The sequence below is a fragment of the Paenibacillus sp. FSL R7-0333 genome, assembly GCF_038000365.1.
Classification (GTDB): Bacteria; Bacillota; Bacilli; order Paenibacillales; family Paenibacillaceae; genus Paenibacillus_AQ; species Paenibacillus_AQ silagei.
Genome location: NZ_JBBOBZ010000001.1, coordinates 973,920 through 995,034, shown reverse-complemented (window position 1 = coordinate 995,034; position 21,115 = coordinate 973,920). Strand labels below are relative to the sequence as shown.

Genomic DNA, 21,115 nt, shown 5'->3' with positions numbered 1-21,115 from the left:
ATACAATATTGTTTATTGATAATCGTTCTCAATATAATTCAATTCTAAGCTGCCTGAAAGGAGTGCCTGCCTTGCGCGAGCCTGACCACGACCACCTGTCTGCACTCCCGTCCGCCCCTCTCCGTTCCCTGCTGTTTCAATTCAGAAGCATTGAACTGGTGATGCAGAGCGCTGACACTATATCGGGTGTGCAGACAGCGGAGCAGCATACGCTCCTGCTGTTTACGGGCGGGCGCGGTGAACTCGGAATCACTGAGCAGACCTCACTCTCTGTGCATGCGGACAAGTGCTGTCTGCTGCCTCCCGGAACCTCATACAGTCTGGATAACCGGGAGCTGACGCTTTATTTTTATGTGTTGACTTTCGCCGCTTTGACTACAGGGGATTCCCCTGCGTTCTACGTAGATGAACTGCTCCCGGGGCAAAAAGAGCTGATTGTCCACCCCTTCACCAGAGTGATCCGGCTGGCGGAAGAGCTGCTTGCGCATCATAACGGCAGGGATGAGCTCCAGCATGTCAGACAACAGCTCCAATTCCAAGAGCTGCTGCTCCTGCTGCTTGAACAGAACTACTCCACCCGCCAGCTGCCAAGTCCGGCGCAATCGGTGGAGAGTACGATACACTTCATGCAGCAGCATTATAGGGAGAGTATCACGGTGAAGCAGCTCGCGGAGATGGCTGGTGTCTCCCCCTGGCAATACACTCCGATCTTCCAGAAACTGACCGGCCAGCGCCCGCTCGATTATCTGACCGATGTGCGCATTGGGCACTCGAAGACTTATCTGCTTGAAGCCGCCGAGCCGCTGCGCGAGATTGCCCTGCGGGTAGGCTTCTCCGACGAATACTACTTCAGCCGCCGCTTCCGGCAGAAGACGGGAATGACTCCCGGGCAATATGCCCGGTCGCAGCAGCGCCGGATTACGGTCACGGACTGGACCGGACATTCGGTGGACATCCCGGAGCGTCCGAAGCGTGTTGTCTACCACGGGGAGACACTGGGCGATGTGCTGGCGCTGGGGGTGAAGCCTGTCGGCGGTGACGAAGCGTTCGCCCGGGGCAGCGTCTATAGCCACCGGATCAAGCGTTTAGCTAATGTCGGATTTCCGCTGGACCCGCAGCTGACCCGGTCCATCCGGCCTGATCTGATTATCCTCGCAAGCCCGGATGAACAGATCTACCGGGGTGTATCCGGCATCGCCCCAACACTCACCTTCGACTCCTTCGCACCGCTGGAGCAGCGGCTGCGGATTCTTGGAGAGTGGCTCGGGAAGCAGCGCGAAGCTGAGGTCTGGCTGCAGGCCTATCATGCCAAGAACGCAGCCATGTGGCAGCATCTGTACGCCGGGGGACTCTTGAAGGGTGAAACAGCTTCGGCGCTGTTCTATGACCATGGCAACCATCTATACGCCATGGGAATGACCGGCTTGTCCACGGCCTTGTATGCCCCTGGCGGCCTGCAGCCGACAGCGGAGATCAAGGACATTCTGGACAAGGATCTGGGGTTCCGCGAAGTGGACCCGGCGATGCTGCACAGCTACGCAGGGGACCGTGTGTTCATGCTGATTCCAGAGCGGGAGGACTCCCGGGAGGCCATGGAGCAGCTGCTCCAGACGGAGCTCTGGAGCAGTCTGCCTGCCGTGGAGCAGGGCCATGCCTATATGCTGGATGGAGCCAAATGGAATTCCGGCGATGCGCTGACCCGGGAGCGGCTGCTGACGCTGCTGCCCAGACTGCTGGGCCTCTAATAGGGCTTGAGAAGCGCACGGATGGCTTCAAGCCGCTCCGGGTCAATGGGCTTCAGCGGATCGCCCTCCTCCCTGACCGCCGATCCGAAGTGTACCCGGCGGACTCCGGTCCTTGTAACGAAATCCTTCAGATCTGCGGCGTTCAGACCGCTGCCTGCCAGGATGGAGAGCGAAGAACCGGCAGACAGCCGTTCCAATACGGCGAGCCTTACCATACCGCCGGGTGTATTGGCCGCAGCAGTCCCGCCGGAGGTCAAGATATCGGTAATCTGCGGATACCGCTTCAAGACCTCAAGGGCTTCAAGCTGGTCCTGCACCTCGTCGAACGCACGGTGGAAGGTAACCTCCATCCCCCCTGCCCGCTCCAGCAGCCGATTCAGCAGTTCTTCATCTATTGTCCGGTCCTGGCGGAGCATGCCCATAACCAAAGACAGCCCGCCTACCCCGGCTATATGGCGGATATCGCGCAGCATGGTCTCCACATCGGATGCGTCATACACGAAGGAGCGTGCATGCGGCCTGACCATCACTCTCACAGGAATACTGACCTTCTCCCGGACCGCTTCGATCAGTCCCAGACTGGGCGTTAATCCGCCCTCCCGGATACCCGTGACCAGTTCAATCCGGTCAGCACCATAACGCTCCGCTATGACCGCATCATTTACTGTAGTTGCTATAACCTCTAACAGCATAAATTGCTGCACTCCCCTTCTTAGTCGTAATCCTTATAAACCGCTCTACCCTTAGTATAAAGATAAACATTGTAAATAGCAGGAAGATTCTTGGCTATATCAGTACTAGACCTGCGACCAGGATTTTTCCCGCCTTTTGGAGAGTGTGTTCTCTGGATGAAGCCTCTATACTGAAGAAGTTGAAATTTGGAAATCCGGAATGGAGCGCCCTGAATGATAAGACAAAGTATACACGCGTGGACAATGCTGATCCTCTCTCTGCCCAAAGGAATCATCGCCTTCGTAATTGCTGTTACAGGTCTATGTGCAAGCCTGCCCTTGATTATTGTATGGGTGGGGCTGCCGCTGCTGGCCCTGACCTTGGCCTGGTGCCGCAGCATGATGTCCAGTGAACACAAAACAGTTGAAGCCTGGTCCAGCGGCAACAGCCGACGTGGAACAGGGCTGCCTGCTGCCGCAGCTCATGCTCCCGCCTTCCGCTGGGAGGGGCTGCGGACATTAGGACACCAGCTCCGCGAAAGGGAGTCGTACCGGGGAATCCTGTACAGTCTCCTCCAGCTGCCCGCAGGTATTCTGGGGTTCACACTAGCACTGGTTCTGCCTGCGGTGGCCTTCAGTGCTCTTATGTCACCTGTGGCCCAGCGAATCAGTTCATCGGTATTCTCCTATGATCTGAATATGCTGGACCCGGAGTTCTTCTTCTTCCTGTCCGGCACAACCTCAGATGAACGCTCGTGGATTCTATGCGGAACCGGATTTGTACTGCTGCTGATTCTGCCGCTGCTGCTTGTGGGTCTTGGACGTCTGTACGCGGCCTGGATCAACACAGTTTCAGGAACACCTGTGAATTCCACCAGTACTCCGCTTGAAGTCATACATACCTGATCTCTTCCCGCATATCTATTAATAGTTCACTTGCCAAAGCTTACGAAGCGGGTTGTGCCCAAAGTGATTGCAGGAAGGGCAGCCCGCACAACCTTGTGAGGAGGCGGTTCAGTGCTCATGATCCTGGTGTATCTGTTTGCTGTGCTTGGCGTGTCTCTCCTGCTGTTGGCTGCGGTTCTTCAGTACAGACTCTCCCGTCCCAGGGCTGCGGGCCATAGCGGGGCTACCCATGCCCTGTCCGCCTTCAGCCTGAAATTCCCCCAGCGGTTCATAACTCCAGACGAATCCCATCTGATTGCCCTGGACGAAGAAGGCCAGGCGCTCGCCATCGGGCTGCTGCATCCGGGGAAGCCGGAGCCGGCGACAGCCACCCTGTATACGTTCGATGCCATCCTTGGAGCAGAGATTGTCGAGAATGCTCTGACTCTCAGCAAGGTAAGCAAGACCAGCCGGATTACCACCAGTGCACCGAGAATACGGGCAGGTGCCGCCGCAAGCTATGAATTCACAGAGCCTGTCCAGGGCGGCAGTCCTGCCGAAGAGATCCGCGAGCTGACGCTCAGAATCTATTTTAGCAGCGCAGATACGCCTGTGGTATCCATTCCTTTTCTCCCGGCGCGCCTGCCGGCCCGCAAAACAGATCTTCAATATTCCGCAGCCTTCCTGGAGGCGCAGCAGGTACATGAGAGAATCCGCGACATCGTCTCTGCATAAGGGAAGCCTTAGCCTTCAGAATTCACAATTACCGGACAACCGCTGTAAAATCCTCCAGAGCCCTCCCCTGTCTCAGCTTATCAATAATTGTAAGCAGGAAGCTCTCCGCGAGGCTGCCTGGTAATATGGCGTCCGCAGCTTCATCCAGTGTGAACCAGGCTGCGTGGTCCAGCTCGTCGCTCATGGCACTCAGGTCCTCCGTGTCAGCCACACTAATGTAATTGAGCATTAATGTATTAGACGGGGCGAAATACTGGCTGCGCATATATTCATAAGCAATCACCTCAAGCCCCGCTTCTTCCTTCACTTCACGGATCAGGGCCGCTTCGGCGTTCTCTCCCTTATTCACATACCCGGCGAGCAGAATGTAATCCTTGCGCTTATACTGCTGGATGAGCAGGATTCTATCGAGTCCCCGGTTCAGTACGGCTGTACTCATCGCTGTGCTGAACACAGGGAATCTGAAGACGGCGCATGAATCACAGTAGGGTACCTCACCTTCTCCATTGCATTCCTTCATTACCAAGCGGCTTCCGCATTCCAGACAAAACTTCAAGCTTTATCGCTTCTTTCTGTAGGTAGTATAGTTGTTGTCTATTCTAAGCGATTGCTTCCGAACGTACCACGGTAAAATTCAAGAAACCCGTCCTTTATAGAACAGGGGACAGGGTTTCTTGACGTGATGTGGAATATACTATAAGAGGCCTGGACACTACGGGCTGCATTACATCTAGAGATGGAGGGAACTACTCGACATGAACATCATTAATTTCGCGCATCGCGGCGCATCCGCAGCCGCACCGGAGAACACAATGGCGGCCTTCCGCAAGGGTCTGGAGCTTGGTGCAACCGGCATTGAGACCGACGTACAAATGACCAGTGACGGAGCAGTAGTAGTGATCCATGATGAGAGTCTTAACCGCACCACTTCAGGCAGCGGTTATGTGAAGGATAAGACGCTTCGTGAGGTGCTGGAGGTGGACGCAGGCTCCTGGTTCAGCCCTGAGTTTGCAGGAGAACGGATTCCGACACTGGACGAGCTGCTGGATCTGCTGCAGGGCCGGGAGACGATTCTGAATATAGAGCTGAAGAACGGGACCTTCCTCTATCCCGGCATGGAAGAGAAGGTCATCGCCGCTGTCCGGGAGCAGGGTATGAGTGAGCGGGTGGTAATCTCCAGCTTCAATCATTATTCCCTGGCCTACTGCAAGTCACTGGCACCGGAGATCCGTACGGGTATTCTCTACGGCGAGGGGCTGTACCGTCCTTGGAATTACGCGGCTACCCTGCAGGCGGATGCCCTGCATGCCCATCATTCCTCGGTACTGCCGGAGTTCGTGAATGCCGCAGCGGAGAAAGGCATTGTCTATCATCCGTGGACGGTTAATGATCCCGAGCGGATGCAGGCTCTAATCGATGCTGAGGTGGCGGGGATCATTACCGATCATCCGGATGTTCTGGCCGGGCTGCTGGCTGCCAGAAGCGTCTGACTGATATAACGCGGCTGCGCTGTCCATAGGATGGCGCAGCCGCTATTGTCAAAAAAGCCCCACCAAGTGGGGCTTTAGACGAAATATTTATTGCGCCCTTGAGCTGCTGACCAGCTTCACGGAAGGAATACGGCTCTCCTGCTTGTATACGGCATAACGCCCGCTTCCCAGCTGCTTGGCACTGTACATAGCCGAATCCGCCTCCTGAAGCAGCTGCTTCGGGTCAATCCGGCCCTGGCTAATCGTCACGCCTACACTGGCGGACACGAATAATTCATGGCTCTCCAGCCTATAGGTCCGGGTGATGCGCTCCAGAACCTTAAGGGCAAGCTGCTCTGACTCCTTACGGCTGCAGCGTTTGGCGATAATGACGAATTCATCTCCGCCCACCCGGAAAATATGCCGCTTGCCTTTGCAGGTAAATTGCTGCAGGCTGGTTCCTACAGCCTCCAGTAAAAGATCCCCTGTATGATGGCCGAGGGTATCGTTAATCGATTTGAACCGGTTCAGGTCGAGATATAATACCGCAAGCTGCTCGCTCAATTTGCAGTGATCCCAAAAATGATCCATTCCGTTCTTGTTCAGCAGGCCGGTCAGCGTATCCCGGTATGCCAACTCCTTGAGCTGGTCACGCTCCCCAAGGATCATGCGCACCCGCAGGAACAGATATAGTATACCGGCAAGTGTCAGCATGTACAGGAACAAAGAGATCAGCAGGCTTCTGCCTTCTGTAGTGAAGCCGGTTAAGGCTCTTCTGCCCAGCAGATGCATGCCGCCAAGCCCGGCACTAATTACCAGCACCACAAGACTCGAGCGGACCGCCCGGGTTCTTTGCGGTTGTCTGGAGAAATCCTTTGTCAATCTGAGCGTGCTATATACGGTCAGGACCCCTATAAGTATGGATAGAATCGTCAGCATATAATTGCGGGCCTCTTCCACTAGTCTTACGCCCTCCTTCAGCCTATCAATGAATTTATGGTTTTATCGCTTTCAAGCGCTACTGTACAGGATCCGACTGAACATATTCTGAACAACTCCCGTAGGGGATGCTGGACATTAATACCCCCACCGGATCAGCACTAAGCATATTATCGGCAGGACCGGCGCTTTATTGTAATGAAATGCTCGGAAATATCCCGTTCTATCCGTCCATATGCTCCGCGCTGTTGTACAATTCACAGCTCCAGCTGTCATTCTCATTGACCAGGCAGGTGATAGAGGTGTTCTTCAGCAGCACGCTCACATCCAGGGAAGGCACAAGTCCGGCCAGCGTACTCCGCAGAATAGCCCCGTGGCTGACTACCAGCACATTGCTGCCGGGATGGCGGGCAGCAAGCTCTTCAATCGCCCGGACTCCCCGTTCGCGGGCCAGTTCCTGGCTCTCCAGCTTCAGATCCATCGTCTTCCACTGGCTGCCGAAGCGCTCGATCCGCTCGCTCTCTGTGGTTCCTTCAATCAATCCGCCGTTCATCTCCCGGATGTCCGGAAGGAGACCGGCCAGCGGGATGCCCAGCCTCCCGGCGATAGTCTCCGCCGTCTGTCTGGCCCGCAGCAGGTCGCTTGAATAGATATAATCCCACGCTTCGCCGCTAAGCCGCTCCGCAAGCACGCCGGCCTGCCGGAAGCCTTCCTCGTCCAGAGGATTATCCGTGTGGCCCTGGACCCGGCCCTCCTGATTCCAGCGAGTGCTGCCGTGCCGGATTAAGCCTATTCTTGTCATGATCGCTACCACCCTTATATGCAGATATTCTAATGTGTTCCCATTATAAACTAACCCGCTGCTGGATGCATGCTCCATTGACGGTAACGGAAGACGATTATATGATGGTAGCTCAAGTGCTGCATTCTGGGGCCTGTTCCAGAATCATCCTAACCTGCAGATCAACCTGCTATAAGCAAAGGAGATTTTGTGTATCATGAAAAAACTGCTCACCCTCTTTACCGCCTTCTGTCTGCTGGCTGTCCTTCTTCCAGCACTGCAATCCGGTGCCGCTGCGGCGCCGCAGGCCAAGCTTGCCGTATATGTGGACAAGGAGAATCACTCCTTCATCCCGGTCCGCTTCCTGAACGGCTTCGCCGGTATCCAGTCTGTGCTTACCGCTTCCGGCGGCCAGATTGAGATATCACGCGGCGAGAATTCCATTAGCTTCACTCCAGGCAAGCCCGGGGCTTCCGTCAACGGCAAGCCCGTTACCGCAAGTGTACGGCCCTTCAGTGAGAACGGGACTACCTACGTTCCCTTATCTCTTGTAAGCCAGACACTTGGCATACAGCTCCAGTGGAACAAGGAGGCCGGTTCACTTACGCTGACAAGCGGGGCTGAAACAGGCACCGCTGAGACAGCCACCCTGCCTGTACAGAACGGCAGCCTGATCAAAAGCGGATCGCCCGCTATAGTCAGCGGACATCATACCTACAAGGTCGGCGGCCGCTCCTTCAGCGTTCAGACCGTCACGGTCTCCCTGCTGCATCCTTCGGTGAAGCTGGATGCCGTTCTGGCCGGGAATACCGTCGGCAAGACAGAAGCTCTTGCCAGCATCGCCAAGCGCAGCAATGCCGCCGCCGCGATAAACGGCACGTTCTTCGCAGCCTATACTGACGGCGCCTTCAAGGTTCCTTACGGCTACATCATCAGCGGCGGGAAGATGCTGAAGAACAGCTCCGGAGATAAACGGGCTGTCTTCGCTTACGACAGTAATATGCTGGCTGAGCTGATTCCGGGCAGTGAATTCAAGGCCCGCTTCGATTCCGGTTCCGTTCTCGGCGCACTCCAGGCGGGACCACGGCTGTTGGTCAACGGGAAAGTCGCGCTGAATGTAGCGGCCGAAGGCTTCCGGGACCCCAAAATCCTGACTGGCGGTGGCGCCCGCAGCGCATTGGGCATCACCCGCGATCATAAGCTGATTCTGCTCACCTCCGGAGGGGCAACTATTCCCCAGCTGGCGGAAATTATGAAGCAGGCCGGAGCCTACCAGGCGATGAACCTGGATGGCGGCGCCTCAAGCGGCCTGTACTACAATGGCAAGTATCTGACGACTCCGGGACGCCTGATCAGCAACGCTCTGGTCGTACAGACAAAATAATGCACCAAGCTTAGAATGTAAATCTTAAGTGTGTTGATGAAACTGCCTTTATGGAATGCTGCGAAGCTGCCATTCCTAAGGGGCAGTTTCTTTTTTTGGATTCCAGCGGCTCCTCAAGCGGGCTCAGTTCAGTCTGTAATCAGGCAGAATAAGGAATCCGCCAGCGGGGGATAATACAGGGAGCACATCCAGATTTCAGCATAAAGGAGCCCCCCGAGATGCCTCAGCAAACGAAGAAGAGCCGCCAGACTACCAATGATCCTGTAGAAACCTCCGTGCCTGCACCGCTTCCGCTGAAGCTCTCCCTTGAGGAGAATTTGCAGGAGTTCAACCGCCGGATCGGCAGCAGCTCCGATATTGTCATCCGCCATTATAAGAGTGAAGCCAAGCCTCCACTTACCCTTGCCTTCATTTATATTGACGGTCTGGTCAACGCCGATACCGTCAATCAGGCGGTCCTCCAGTCCTTAATGGAGAACAGCACGCTGAACGGAGATCAGATGACCACAGAAGCTGCCTTCGATCTGATCAAGGAGCACATTCTGCCGGTTGGGGGAGTGAAGGAGGCCCGGACCCTGGAGGTGCTGCTGCCCCTGCTCTTTGACGGCTATACCCTGATTCTGTTCGAGGGGCTTCAGGTCGCACTGGCCGCCGACACCTCCGGCTGGGAGAAAAGAAGCATTAATGAGCCGACCTCCCAGGGGGTTATCCGCGGGCCCAAGGAAGGCTTCACCGAGAGTCTGCGTACCGGGACCTCCATGCTGCGCCGCCGCCTGAAAACTGCTGATCTGCGGATTGAGGAATATACCGTCGGCCAGCGTACCGGGACCGGAATTGCCCTCGTCTATCTGAAGGGCCTCGCCAGTGAACAGGTGCTGACCGAAATCCGCCGCCGGCTGAACGCCATCAATACCGACGCCATTCTGGAGAGCAATTATATTGAAGAATTCATACAGGACGGCGGACTGACGCCTTTTCCCACCATTCAGAATACCGAACGTCCCGACGCCATGGCCGGGGGCATTCTGGAAGGCCAGGTGGGGATTGTCATTGACGGCACTCCCTTTGCGCTGCTGGCCCCGTCCACCTTCTTCAACTTTTTTCAATCCAGCGAGGATTACTACCAGCGGTATGATATTTCCTCCTTTCTGCGGCTGATCCGCTACGGTGCGTTCTTCGTCTCTATGCTGCTGCCTGCACTTTATATTGCCGTTACTACCTTTCACCAGGAGATGCTGCCGACCACGCTGCTGATCAGTCTGGCTGCCCAGCGGGAAGGCGTTCCGCTCCCCGCCTTCGCAGAGGCACTGCTGATGGAGCTGACCTTCGACGTCCTGCGTGAAGCGGGGGTACGTATGCCCCGCACCATCGGGCCGGCTATTTCTATCGTCGGTGCGCTGGTGCTGGGGCAGGCTGCCGTTCAGGCCGGGCTGGTCTCGGCGGCAATGGTCATTGTGGTTTCTTTTACCGCCATCTCGAACTTCGTAATTCCGTCACTGGCCATCGCCAACTCCATCCGGCTGATCCGCTTCGTGATGATGTTCATCGCTGCCTCGCTCGGCCTGTTCGGCATTATGTCCTTCCTGATGGTGCTGCTGATTCATATGGCAGGCCTGCGCTCCTTCGGAGTTCCCTATCTGTCTCCGGTAGCGCCGATGATTCCCCGTTATCTGAAGGATATCTTCATCCGCGTTCCGCTGTGGAGCATGAATATGCGTCCCAAGACCAATCTGGGCAAGGAGACCCGCAGACAAGCCCCTAACCAGAAGCCGCAGCCCGTTGAAAATGCCGCTAATCCATCACCGGCACAGCCCAAGCCGCAGGGAGAGGGTCCAGCATGAATGGAAAAATCGGCACCACCCAGGCCGTCATGCTTGTCGTCAATACCATACTGCCGACAGCTACCGTCGTGCTTCCTATCATTATCAGCTCCTATGCAGAGCAGGACGCTCCGCTAGCGATTATCCTGTCTACCGTGGCGGGGCTGCTAATAGCGTGGATTGTCGGGACGGTAATTCAGAGCAGCAACGGTGCTCCTTTTCTGGAGTGGGTCGGGGAGAAAAGCTCTCCGGTAGTGTCCGTGATTCTCGGTCTGCTGATGCTCCAGTTCTACCTGGACACCACGGCAACCATTCTGCGGGAATTCGTTAATTTCCTTAAAGACAACGTCCTGATCAATACTCCGATCACGGTGCTCGTCATTCTGATTCTTTTCATCACCATCTATATGGTAAGGCAGGGCATTGAAGCTATCGCCAGAGTGAACAGTCTGGTTATTCTGCTCTATCTGTTCTTCGTACCGCTGTATCTGCTAGGGCTGTACAACGACCTGAATGTGCATCATCTGTTGCCTATGTTCGACCATAGTCTGGCTGAGATCACCCTGGCGAGCCTGACACCGACTGCATGGATGTCTGAAGTGGCGGTGCTGCTGTTTCTGGCCCCTTATCTGCAATATCCGCAGAGAGCCAAGATTATCGGCTGGACAGGCCTGCTGTTCGTTGCAATCCTGATGATGTTCATTCTGATCACCGCCCTGATGGTATTCGGCCCGGAATTCATTAAGCTGAGTGCCTATCCCGGCTTCGCTACCATCAGCATCCTCCGGATCGGCCGGTTCATAGAGAAGCTGGATATTCTCTTCATCTCTTACTGGGTGCTGTCGATCTATCTGAAATTTGCGATCTTCCTGTTCGTGACAGTGGAGTGCTTCAAGCAGACGTTCCGGGTCAGCAGCAGCCGGCCCTTCATTGGAGCTTTAGGTCTGATTATTGCCCTGGAATGCCTGTTCTCCTGGCAAAGCTCAGCCAAGCTGAACAACTACAATCAGGAAGGGCGGTTCGTGGTCTTCTTCCTGTTCAACGTCCTGGTGCCGCTGGGCGCGGTACTGCTGAACAGGTTGCACAAGGCCCGGTCTAAACGGAAGGGGCTGGAGACATGATGAACAAACCGGGCACCCTGCTGCGCCTCCTGCTCTGCCTCCCGCTTCTATCCGTTCTGCTCTCCGGCTGCTGGGATGACCGGGAGCTTAACGAGCTGGGCATTACCTCCGGCTCCGCCTACGACTGGGAGGATAATCAATGGAAGGCGACTTATCAGGTCATTAACCCCTCTTCAGGCGCCAGCGGGATGGGTGGCAGCGGAGGAGGCAGCACCAGCTCGCCGCCTTTCCTCACCTTCACCGTCAAGGGGCGGACGATCATGGAAGCCATTGAACGAACGAATCTGACCAGTACGCGGGAGATGTTCTTCTCCCACTCCAGAATCACCGTCATCGGCGAGAGCCTGGCCAGACACGGGATCAATCAGCTGATTGATATGTTCCTGCGCAAGCAGGATGCCAGAGAAACGGTCTTTGTGTTCATCTCCCATGGAGATGCCGGGATGATTCTGGATCAGCTGATGCAGATGACCAAGAATCAGGGCGCCGGCATCCAGCTTATGATCGAACAGGAATCAAGGCTCTTGTCCTACTATCCGGGAATTCGGCTGTATGAGCTGGCGATGGCGCTGTCCTCCGAGTCCAAAAGCGCGGTGTTGCCGGAGATACTGCTGACCGGCCCCCGGACGATGGATGAGACCAGTGAGACCGCAGTTACCGACCTGCCCTCGCGGCTGGCGCTGGGAAGGCTGGGCGTCATTAAAGGAGATACGTTCGCGGGCTGGCTCAGCCAGAAGCAGGCGTTTGGGCTTTCTTTTCTGACCGATAACATTGATTCTGCCACCATCGCCTTCCCCTCGCGGCCGGGGGCAAGCGACAAGCTGGATGCTTCCTTCATCCTGCAGAATTCGGCCACCACCGTCCACCCGGTCTGGGACAAGGATCATTATGTGATGGAGGTTAACGTCAAGGGCAGCGGTGTGCTGACGGAGCTTGGCAGTGTCATGGATCTGAACGACCGCAAGGCGATCAGTGAAATGGAGGCCTCGCTGGAGCAGCGGGTGCTGGAGCTAATGAATAACGCCTGGGCGGAGGTCAAGCGGCTAGGGGCAGACGTCACCGGATTTGCTGTGAGGGTACACCGGAGCGAACCGAAGCGCTGGAAGCAGATTGAGAAGGAGAAGAGCTGGGACAGCGTCTTTCAGGAGATTGAGCTCCGCCCGCAGGTCTCCATCGAGATAGAACGGACCGGACTCAGTAATAAATCATTCAAGTCTGTCCAGCAGAAGTAAGGGAGCATATCTATGAAAATAGCTATTACCCTTCTACTCTATGCGCTTGCCTATGGTTGGGGGTGGACGAAGCTACGCGGAGAAGAGCGCCGCCGGCGACGGCTCTTACTTGGCTGCATTATGGGGTACGGAGCGTATCTTAATCTATGCGGAATTACCAATACCCCTCATGTATCGCTGGGCAGCCTGTATACGGCGTTCTTCCAGCCTGTCGGCAGAGCCATTATCTATTGGTTAGGAGGCTAAAGATGCAATCATGGTGAACAAAGAACAGGTCTCTTCCCTGCAGATTGCGTTCATGATTATGCTGTTTGAAATCGGCAGCACGCCGCTGTTCCTGCTTGGGGGCACCGCTAAGCAGGATTCCTGGCTGGCGATGTGTGCAGGTTCAGCGGCGGGCTTCGTCCTTCTCCTTGTGCTGATGTGGATTCAGCACCGGTCTCCGGGCACGGACCTGATCGGAATGCTTAAAGCTCATTTCGGCACAGCTCCAGGGGCGTTCATCGGCGCGGTCTACAGCCTGTATTTCGCCTATCAGTCCATGCGCAATGTCCGCGACCTCGGCGAGCTGACGGCGATGACCATGCTGCCGAGAACCCCGATGGCCATTACGATGCTGGTGTTCGTGCTGCTGGCCCTATATGCCATCTGGAAGGGGGCGGAGGTTGTCTTCAGGCTGCCTGAGGTGCTGCTGCCGGTCATGCTGTTCTTCTATTTCCTGCTTATTGTGATGCTGAGCATCATGGGGGCGATTGATCTCAGCCGTCTGGCGCCGGTGATGGAGGGCGGGCTGATGCCGGTTCTGCAAGCGGCACTGCCGGAGATCGTCTCATTTCCCTTCGGGCAGATGATTGTTTTTCTGATGCTGTGGACGCTATGGGAGAAGCCCGGTGTGCCTGTAAAATACACAGTGAACGCCTATCTGCTCATCAGCGCATTCCTGATCTTCATGAACGCGCTGAATGTGGCCGTCCTCGGCCCGGCGATAGCGGGAGTGAGCCAGCTGCCTTTTCTCAAAACCGTCCGGGTGCTGTCCAATCTCAAATTTGTCGAGCGGCTTGATATTCTGGTCACGATCCAGCTCTTCCTGGGGCTGCTGATCAAGATGATGCTCTTCTACTTCTGTTCCGTAAAAGCTCTTGCAGAGCTGACCGGCAAACCGGCCAAATGGTGGGTCTTCCCTGTGGGGGCAGTCATCTACGGCTCCTCATTCCTGGAACGGGATTACACCCAGCATATCGCCGTCGGCCTGGGGCCGAGCCTGAAGCTTGACCCGCTATTCCAGGTCGCCATTCCGCTGCTGCTGGCCCTGTCGATCTGGGTGCGGGGCCGGTTACAGCGTTCAGCTTGAAGCAGAGTGCTCCGGCTGCTGGTCGAACTTCAGATTCTGCGGCCCGGACGGAAGGTTCTCCGCACCTGTAGAGCCATCCGTTACGGGAACATCCTTGCCTACTTCCTCGAATTCACATTCCCCCAGCCATACCTGTCCGCTTCCGCTCAGCAGAATTCCGATATTGATCACATCGGCTTCGGACGGAATATCCATGACGCAAGCATAGTGGTTCCATTCCGTGGTTCCTTGTATGCTCCGGTTCTGCATGTTGTCAAATGCCAGCATATTCTGCTGATGATCATCCACCCTCATCCACAGGCCGCTCCAGCCGGTGACCTCCTCCGTTCTAACGAACCCGGAGAAGCGCATCCGTCTCCCCCGATACTCTCTTGCCTGAAACTGCTGCATCAAGGTTCCAAAACCATTCTCGTCCTGCGCAGCCTCTTCTTTGGAGTGAAGATGCATCGAGGGACTTGTCTTATAGCAGACGCGGGGATCAATCTCGACCTTATATTTCTCCTGGTGGGTACCTGTAATATACCAGCCTGTAATCTCTGACATTGTAAATACCTCTCTTTCTTGAATCAATAGTCTTACCTGCGATCTGTACTGAGCAGGCGGCAAATCATAAATTTCCTTGAAAGCTCTTGTAAAAGCCTCCTGGCTCTCAAAGCCACACTGCAGCGCAATCTCAAGAATACGTGTCTCGGAGTACAGCAGGAGATTGGCTGCTTGGCTGAGACGGCGGGCCCGGATATATTCATGGACATTTTTATTCACATATTTACGAAAAATCCGGTGAAAATGATATTTGGATAACCCCGCTGCCTTAGCCACCTTCTCCAAATCCAAATCCTCTTCCAAATGCTGCTCAATAAATTCGATGCTCTTGTGAATCAACTGATAGTGCATGACTCTCACCCCCTCCACAACTCAAAGTATATAGCAGACACCGGAAATACTTTTGATAAATCTTGCTGTATTTATCTTTCCCTAGGGAAACATTATTGTTGCAAGGACAAATTTATTTACGTATACTAATCTTGTGGCAGGATGCAATATTCTGTGCCCTGCACAATATACTATACAAGTGCATATTTCATACTTAAGGATAACTATAACTATTCATTCATTATTCATACGAAAGTGGGAGAGCTTATGGCCGGAGCCGTAATTCCATTGTCTGAAGCTACGAACGGCAGCACGCTGCGGATTAGCGGCATCGAGGTCCAGGGCGTGCTGCGGAGAAGACTGCTTGATCTCGGATTTGTCGCCGGGAATAGTGTAGAAGTGCTGCGGCGCAGCCCGCTTGGAGACCCTACGGCTTACCGGATCAGCAATACTACCATTGCCCTGCGCCGGGAAGAGAGTTCACTCATTTATGGCGAATTGATTGGAGGCGGAGAAGGATGAGTGAGTATACCGTAGCTTTTGCCGGCAACCCCAATACAGGCAAGAGCACGCTGTTCAACCTGCTGACCGGTATGCGCCAGCATACCGGCAACTGGGCCGGCAAAACCGTAGTCACCGCCGAAGGGCGGTTCACCCACAAGGAGCATACTTACCGGGCCGTTGACCTTCCCGGCACCTATTCGCTCTACTCCAATTCCGCCGATGAAGAGGCGGCCCGGGACTATATTATTTTCGAGGAGCCGGATGTCACGCTGGTGGTTCTGGATGCAACGTCGCTGGAGCGCAACCTCAATCTGGCCCTGCAGGTGCTGGAGATAACGGGACGCGCCGTAGTCTGCATCAATCTGATCGATGAAGCCAAGCGGCTGGGCATTGATATTAATCTGAAGCGGATTGCGGAGCGGCTCGGGGTGCCTGTCACGGCCATTTCGGCCCGCAACGGGATCGGTATTGAAGCGCTGCTGGATCAGATCGCACGCGTAGCGACCGGTGAATTCAAGGCAGAGCCGCTGAAGATCACCTACAATAAGGAGATTGAGCAAGGCATCGCCGAGCTGATCCCGATGGTAGAGCAGACAGTCGGTGCCAGATATCCGGCACGCTGGATTGCCCTGCGCCTGCTGGACGGTGACCACAGTCTGCTGGCTTCCCTCAAAGCCCATATGGGACGCAAGGGTATATCTGTAGCGAAGGAGGTGGCCCGCCATGGAGTCACCGCATGCCATTAACGGCCAAGACCCGCTCGATTCCCTGCTCGCTACTGCGAAGAAGCTGGCAGACAAAGGGGCGGTCCGCGACGAGATCGTCAGCGGAATCTACAGCGTATCGGCCGGAATCTGCAGCGATGCCGTTACTTATCACGACAAGAAGAAGCTGGGCAGCACCTACAAGCTGGATAATATCGTCACCTCGAAGATCTGGGGCTTCCCTATTATGCTCGCCGGTCTTGGTCTGGTATTCTGGATTACCATTGCCGGAGCCAACTATCCTTCCGGCTGGATTGCCTCCCTCTTCAGCTGGATCGAAGGCTATCTGACCGCCGGCTTCGAGGCTGTTCATGCCCCGGCCTGGCTGCACGGCGTCCTTGTGCTGGGACTGTACCGTGGAACCTCATGGGTCATCAGCGTTATGCTGCCGCCTATGATGATTTTCTTCCCGGTGTTCGCGCTGCTGGAGAATTTCGGCTATCTGCCCCGGGTGGCTTTTAATATGGACCGCTTGTTCAAGAAATCCGGGGGGCATGGCAAGCAGGCCTTGACGATGTCGATGGGCTTCGGCTGCAATGCTGCCGCTATTCTGTCCACCCGCATTATTGAATCGCCCCGTGAACGGATGCTGGCCATTCTGACCAACAACTTCGTCCCTTGCAACGGCCGCTGGCCTACGCTTATTCTGCTCTCCTCCATGTTCATGGTCGGGGCGGCAACCACCGGAGCACTGCGCACCTTCGCGACTGCGCTGGTGTTAATGGGCATCGTACTGGTCGGAATTATCGTCACCCTGAGCGTATCGTGGATCATGTCCAAAACCGCGCTGCGCGGTGTGCCTACCCACTACACTCTGGAGCTGCCACCCTACCGCCGCCCGCAGATCTGGAAGACCATTGTCCGCTCCTCCAAGGAAAAGTCCCTCAATGTGCTGACCCGCGCCATCATCGTGGCCGCTCCGGCAGGGATCATCACCTGGATTCTCGGCAATGTATTTGTCGGCGGTGAGAGTGTGCTGAATCATATGGCGGCCTGGTTCGATCCGTTCGCGCAGCTGCTCGGCATGGACGGCTTCATTATTATGGCCTTCATCCTCGGCCTGCCCGCCAATGAAATTGTACTGCCTATCCTGCTGATGGGCTACATGTCCTCCGGGGCCATGGTCGATATCGAAGGTCTCGGCAGCATTAAGGACATCTTCCTGAGCCACGGCTGGACGTGGCTGACGGCGCTGAATATGATGCTCTTCTCCCTGCTCCACTATCCTTGCGGCACCACACTCGTGAACATCTACAAGGAGACCAAAAGCCTAAAATGGGCCGTGCTCTCCGCTGTAATCCCGCTCGCTATCGCTATCGGCGTAACCTTCGCGGTGGCTTCGGCAGCCCGGCTGTTCGGCTGGGTGTAAATCATTCAGAGCACTATTCCCCCGGACGGGCGGATAGTGCTTTTTTGCGCTCTGGGCGCATCCTTCGCGGAAACCACCGCCACTCCAAATGTGATCGGTTTTTCGATTATATTGGGTCCGCGCGTCTCCGCCAGGCTAAATGTGATCGGTTTTTCGATTACATTCGGACCACACGCCACCGCCAGGCCCAATGTGGTCGGTTTTTCGAGTACATTGGGACCACACGCCATCGCCACTCCAAATGTGATCGGTTTTCCGATTACATTCGGACCACGCGCCTCCGCCAGGCCCAATGTGGTCGGTTTTTCGATTACATTGGGACCACACGCCACCGCCACTCCAAATGTGATCGGTTTTCCGATTACATTCGGACCACGCGCCTCCGCCAGGCCCAATGTGGTCGGTTTTTCGATTACATTCGGACCACACGCCATCGCCACTCCAAATGTGATCGGTTTTTCGATTACATTTGACCTGTACAACCCCGTGGTTACGGGCGTTAACGGGGAAATAGGTGCACCTGTTCCTCTGCCATTTGACTCTCCCTCTCACTACATGTTAGGGTGATTTGGAAGCTACTATTTTCCGGGAGGGATTGTTCATGACAGCAGTGAAGCTCAGTATTGATTATGATGCATTTGAAGAAGGCAAGCGGATGGAGACGGAGATTGAACGCTTAAGCGGAAGTCCTGAAGCCGCCGGCCTGACCAGCCTTACGATTGGCGACTGGGGTCAAGCCTATGAGAACACCTCGGAGGAAGCCGTCCAGGCCCTGGTGAAGCACAGCGCCAGCTTCCCGGCGCTGCGCAAGCTGTTCATCGGGGACATGAGCTATGAGGAATGTGAAATCTCGTGGATTAACCAGACCGATCTCTCGCCGCTGCTGTCCGCTTATCCTGAGCTGCAATCCCTGACTGCACAAGGCGGTACCGATCTTCGTCTGAGCAAGCTGCAGCATGACAAGCTCGAAGAACTCATTATTATTACCGGCGGACTCAGCAAGGCCGTGCTGGCGGACATTGCCGCCTCCCGCCTGCCGAATCTGCGCAAGCTGGAATTATACCTTGGTGTAGACAATTACGGCTTCGACGGCGGACTGGAGGATCTCCTGCCGCTGATCGAGCCTGGAAAGTTCCCTAAGCTTACCTATCTCGGACTCAAAAACAGTGAGATTCAGGACGAAATTGCCGCCGCCCTGGCGGATGCACCGATTCTGGACCAGCTCCATACCCTCGATATGTCACTGGGTACGCTTAGCGACACTGGCGCTGAGGCGCTGCTCGCCAGCGAACGGGTCAAGGGACTGAAGCAGCTTAACCTGAGCCATCACTACATGTCTGACGAGATGATGCTGCGCCTGAAGAACAGCGGATTGCCGGTGGATGTCAGCGACCAGCAGCAGGCCGATGACGATGATGACTGGCGTTATCCGTCGATCACAGAATAATGCAGCCCGCAGCTCCGCTGATTGTCTTCTGCCAGCCCGGCGACCGGCGCTCAGCCGGTATCCAGCAGGCGCGCTCGCGTCTCGGGATGCCACCGGCGCTGCTGATTCCCTACGCCGGGCTGCTGGAGGGCCAGCCGCTGGCTGATCTGCTGGAGCAGGCTGTGCAGCAGCAGGCAGCCGGACTGCCGGAACCGCTGGGGCTGCTGCGGCTGGAGTCCCCCGGCGGCAGCTTCGCGCTGGAGCGGGCGCTTATCGCGCTGGGCGCACCGGATGCGCCGGACCAAGACGACTCGCTGCACCCGTTCGGGCAGCAGCCGGACCTGAGGCCGCTCAGCTTCAAAGCGGCTTCAGCCCTGAAGGACCTGCCCGGCGTGCTGCATCACCCGTCCCAGTGGTTCCGCGGCTACTGCCGCCTGCTGGCGCGGCTCCGGCAGGAGGCCGGGCAGGTCCTGCCCGCCTCACGCTGGACCAACGATCCGGCGGAGATCGCAGCCATGACGGACAAGCGCCGGACCCAGCAGATTCTCGCCGAGTCCGGCGTCCCTGTTCCCCGGCCGCTTCGCGGCAGCGGCGGACAAGTCCCCGTGGACTATGCTTCCCTGCGCGAGCTGATGCTGTCGGAGCGGATGCACCGCGTGTTCATCAAGCTGGCCAGCGGCTCCGCTGCTTCCGGCGTGATTGCTTATCAGCTGAACCCGGCAACAGGAGCTGAGTCGGCGGTTACCACCATCGGAGTCGAGAGCTATATCACCCGGCCCCCGGTGTATTATAATTCCGGCAAGCTGCAGCGTTATACCGATTCTGCCCGCCTTGCCGGAATCATTAACTGGCTCTACCGCCACGGCGCCTATGCCGAGCAGTGGATTCCGAAGCCCGGCAAGGACGGACATTCCTTCGACATCCGTCAGCTGGTTGTCGCTGGTGAAGCCTGCCATGCAGTCGCCAGAGTCAGCACCACACCGATTACGAATCTGCATCTGCGCAGCCGGCGGATGACTCCGGCGGAAGCCGGGCTGAGCGAGGCGCAGCAGGCAGAAGTACGCCTGACAGCGGAGGCTTCGCTGGCCGCTTTTCCGCGCTGCTCTATCGCGGGGATTGATGTGCTGCCAGGAAGCTCCGGGCAGATGTATACGGCGGATGTGAATCCTTTTGGCGACTTGTTGTACGATGTTGAATACCAGGGCTGCGGCACCTACGAATGGGAAATGAAGCAGCTCTCCGGAAGGAACCTGTCCCTATGACTGATATGAATGCCGTTGTCGGCACCCACGATATATTGATGATTACGCTCGATACTCTGCGCTACGATGCGGCTGTGCTGGAGGAGGCGAATTGTCCCAACCTGTGCGGCAGCGGCTCCTGGGAGCAGCGGCATACCCCCGGCAGCTTCACTTATGCGGCCCATCATGCTTTCTTCGGTGGCTTCCTGCCCACTCCGGCTAACACGAATAAGGCTGAGCATGTGCGCCTGTTCCACTCCAGGAATACCGGGCTGAAGACCCACCCCCATACCTGGCTGTTCGATACACCGGATATGGTGTCGGGGCTGGCAGCGGCGGGTTATCAGACGGTGTGTATCGGGGGCGTAATCTTTTTCAGCAAAAAAGTGCCCCTCGCCCGCGTCCTCCCCGGTTATTTCCAGCAGAGCTACTGGCGGATGACCTTCGGGGTCACGAACCCGCGTTCGACGGAGCATCAGGTGAATCACGCGCTCAAGCTGCTAGGCAACACCCCGCTGGACCAGCGGCTGTTCCTGTTCATGAACGTCTCGGCGATCCATGGCCCGAACCATATGTTCCTGCCGGGTGCGCGCAAAGATTCCGTGGACAGCCAGCGCGCAGCGCTGCGTTATGCCGACGGGGAGCTGGGGCGTCTGTTCGATGCGTTCCGTAAGCGGGGCAATCCGGTGTTCTGTCTGGTTTTTTCCGATCACGGTACGGCTTACGGAGAGGACAGCTACCAAGGCCACCGGCTGGCGCATGACACGGTATGGAATGTTCCGTACCGGGAATTTATTTTATAAGC

At 56.2% G+C, this 21,115-nt stretch carries 21 protein-coding genes; 16 read left to right on the top strand and 5 right to left on the bottom strand.

The window, feature by feature from the left end:
- Window positions 1–71 precede the first annotated feature (71 nt).
- Window positions 72–1,745 carry a helix-turn-helix domain-containing protein gene (locus MKY86_RS04080; protein WP_340826267.1) on the top strand — a complete coding sequence of 558 codons (1,674 nt, stop codon included), beginning with the start codon at window positions 72–74 and terminating at the stop codon, window positions 1,743–1,745.
- On the opposite strand, the gene MKY86_RS04075 is transcribed toward MKY86_RS04080, so the two are convergent.
- Window positions 1,742–2,437 carry a copper homeostasis protein CutC gene (locus tag MKY86_RS04075; RefSeq protein ID WP_076079553.1) on the bottom strand — a complete coding sequence of 232 codons (696 nt, stop codon included), beginning with the start codon at window positions 2,435–2,437 and terminating at the stop codon, window positions 1,742–1,744. The genes MKY86_RS04080 and MKY86_RS04075 overlap by 4 nt on opposite strands.
- Before the next feature lie 213 nt (window positions 2,438–2,650).
- Here MKY86_RS04075 and MKY86_RS04070 point away from each other — a divergent pair, with 213 nt between their 5' ends.
- Together MKY86_RS04070 and MKY86_RS04065 are read left to right on the top strand one after the other, a co-directional pair.
- On the top strand, window positions 2,651–3,322 hold the full coding sequence (locus MKY86_RS04070; protein ID WP_076079551.1) for a sensor domain-containing protein: 672 nt from the start codon (window positions 2,651–2,653) through the stop codon (window positions 3,320–3,322).
- Window positions 3,323–3,433: 111 nt separating this feature from the next.
- Window positions 3,434–4,036, top strand: coding sequence for a hypothetical protein (locus tag MKY86_RS04065; protein ID WP_076079548.1), 603 nt, complete (start codon window positions 3,434–3,436; stop codon window positions 4,034–4,036).
- Window positions 4,037–4,064: 28 nt separating this feature from the next.
- Here the strand turns inward: MKY86_RS04065 and MKY86_RS04060 are convergent, their stop codons facing one another.
- Window positions 4,065–4,556, bottom strand: a complete 492-nt coding sequence (locus MKY86_RS04060; protein WP_063830883.1) for an NAD(+) diphosphatase — start codon at window positions 4,554–4,556, stop codon at window positions 4,065–4,067.
- Between the two features lie 235 nt (window positions 4,557–4,791).
- Between MKY86_RS04060 and MKY86_RS04055 the strand changes: the two genes are divergently transcribed.
- Window positions 4,792–5,526, top strand: a complete 735-nt coding sequence (locus MKY86_RS04055) for a glycerophosphodiester phosphodiesterase (RefSeq protein WP_036723244.1) — start codon at window positions 4,792–4,794, stop codon at window positions 5,524–5,526.
- 87 nt (window positions 5,527–5,613) lie between these two features.
- Here the strand turns inward: MKY86_RS04055 and MKY86_RS04050 are convergent, their stop codons facing one another.
- Window positions 5,614–6,465 carry a GGDEF domain-containing protein gene (locus tag MKY86_RS04050; RefSeq protein WP_076079545.1) on the bottom strand — a complete coding sequence of 284 codons (852 nt, stop codon included), beginning with the start codon at window positions 6,463–6,465 and terminating at the stop codon, window positions 5,614–5,616.
- A gap of 202 nt (window positions 6,466–6,667) precedes the next feature.
- Window positions 6,668–7,246, bottom strand: coding sequence for a histidine phosphatase family protein (locus tag MKY86_RS04045; RefSeq protein WP_076079535.1), 579 nt, complete (start codon window positions 7,244–7,246; stop codon window positions 6,668–6,670).
- Window positions 7,247–7,442: 196 nt separating this feature from the next.
- Here MKY86_RS04045 and MKY86_RS04040 point away from each other — a divergent pair, with 196 nt between their 5' ends.
- From MKY86_RS04040 to MKY86_RS04015, 6 genes are all read left to right on the top strand, one after another.
- On the top strand, window positions 7,443–8,609 hold the full coding sequence (locus tag MKY86_RS04040; RefSeq protein WP_076079534.1) for a phosphodiester glycosidase family protein: 1,167 nt from the start codon (window positions 7,443–7,445) through the stop codon (window positions 8,607–8,609).
- 218 nt (window positions 8,610–8,827) lie between these two features.
- On the top strand, window positions 8,828–10,450 hold the full coding sequence (locus MKY86_RS04035; RefSeq protein WP_076079532.1) for a spore germination protein: 1,623 nt from the start codon (window positions 8,828–8,830) through the stop codon (window positions 10,448–10,450).
- A complete protein-coding gene (locus tag MKY86_RS04030) occupies window positions 10,447–11,550 on the top strand; it encodes a GerAB/ArcD/ProY family transporter (RefSeq protein ID WP_076079530.1) in 1,104 nt (367 codons plus the stop codon). Before MKY86_RS04035 ends, MKY86_RS04030 begins: the two co-directional genes overlap by 4 nt.
- Window positions 11,547–12,782, top strand: coding sequence for a Ger(x)C family spore germination protein (locus tag MKY86_RS04025; protein ID WP_340826255.1), 1,236 nt, complete (start codon window positions 11,547–11,549; stop codon window positions 12,780–12,782). The genes MKY86_RS04030 and MKY86_RS04025 overlap by 4 nt, the downstream gene beginning before the upstream one ends.
- A 12-nt stretch (window positions 12,783–12,794) precedes the next feature.
- Window positions 12,795–13,028: a hypothetical protein gene (locus MKY86_RS04020; RefSeq protein WP_076079529.1), complete on the top strand. Its 234-nt coding sequence runs from the start codon at window positions 12,795–12,797 to the stop codon at window positions 13,026–13,028.
- Window positions 13,029–13,038: 10 nt separating this feature from the next.
- Window positions 13,039–14,133, top strand: coding sequence for a GerAB/ArcD/ProY family transporter (locus tag MKY86_RS04015; RefSeq protein ID WP_076079527.1), 1,095 nt, complete (start codon window positions 13,039–13,041; stop codon window positions 14,131–14,133).
- Here the strand turns inward: MKY86_RS04015 and MKY86_RS04010 are convergent.
- A complete protein-coding gene (locus tag MKY86_RS04010) occupies window positions 14,125–15,027 on the bottom strand; it encodes a helix-turn-helix domain-containing protein (RefSeq protein ID WP_076079525.1) in 903 nt (300 codons plus the stop codon). The two genes, MKY86_RS04015 and MKY86_RS04010, sit on opposite strands and share 9 nt — an antisense overlap.
- A gap of 246 nt (window positions 15,028–15,273) precedes the next feature.
- On the opposite strand from MKY86_RS04010, the gene MKY86_RS04005 reads away from it, so the two are divergent.
- The 6 genes from MKY86_RS04005 to MKY86_RS03980 all read left to right on the top strand — a co-directional run bounded on the left by MKY86_RS04005 (window position 15,274) and on the right by MKY86_RS03980 (window position 21,113).
- Window positions 15,274–15,528 carry a FeoA family protein gene (locus tag MKY86_RS04005; RefSeq protein WP_076079643.1) on the top strand — a complete coding sequence of 85 codons (255 nt, stop codon included), beginning with the start codon at window positions 15,274–15,276 and terminating at the stop codon, window positions 15,526–15,528.
- Window positions 15,525–16,256 carry a FeoB small GTPase domain-containing protein gene (locus MKY86_RS04000; RefSeq protein ID WP_076079516.1) on the top strand — a complete coding sequence of 244 codons (732 nt, stop codon included), beginning with the start codon at window positions 15,525–15,527 and terminating at the stop codon, window positions 16,254–16,256. The genes MKY86_RS04005 and MKY86_RS04000 overlap by 4 nt, the downstream gene beginning before the upstream one ends.
- Window positions 16,234–17,643, top strand: a complete 1,410-nt coding sequence (locus MKY86_RS03995) for a nucleoside recognition domain-containing protein (protein ID WP_076079515.1) — start codon at window positions 16,234–16,236, stop codon at window positions 17,641–17,643. Before MKY86_RS04000 ends, MKY86_RS03995 begins: the two co-directional genes overlap by 23 nt.
- Window positions 17,644–18,244: 601 nt before the next feature.
- Window positions 18,245–19,090 carry an STM4015 family protein gene (locus tag MKY86_RS03990; protein WP_076079511.1) on the top strand — a complete coding sequence of 282 codons (846 nt, stop codon included), beginning with the start codon at window positions 18,245–18,247 and terminating at the stop codon, window positions 19,088–19,090.
- Window positions 19,090–20,331, top strand: a complete 1,242-nt coding sequence (locus tag MKY86_RS03985; protein ID WP_076079510.1) for an STM4014 family protein — start codon at window positions 19,090–19,092, stop codon at window positions 20,329–20,331. Before MKY86_RS03990 ends, MKY86_RS03985 begins: the two co-directional genes overlap by 1 nt.
- A complete protein-coding gene (locus tag MKY86_RS03980; RefSeq protein ID WP_076079508.1) occupies window positions 20,328–21,113 on the top strand; it encodes an STM4013/SEN3800 family hydrolase in 786 nt (261 codons plus the stop codon). Before MKY86_RS03985 ends, MKY86_RS03980 begins: the two co-directional genes overlap by 4 nt.
- Window positions 21,114–21,115: the final 2 nt, after the last annotated feature.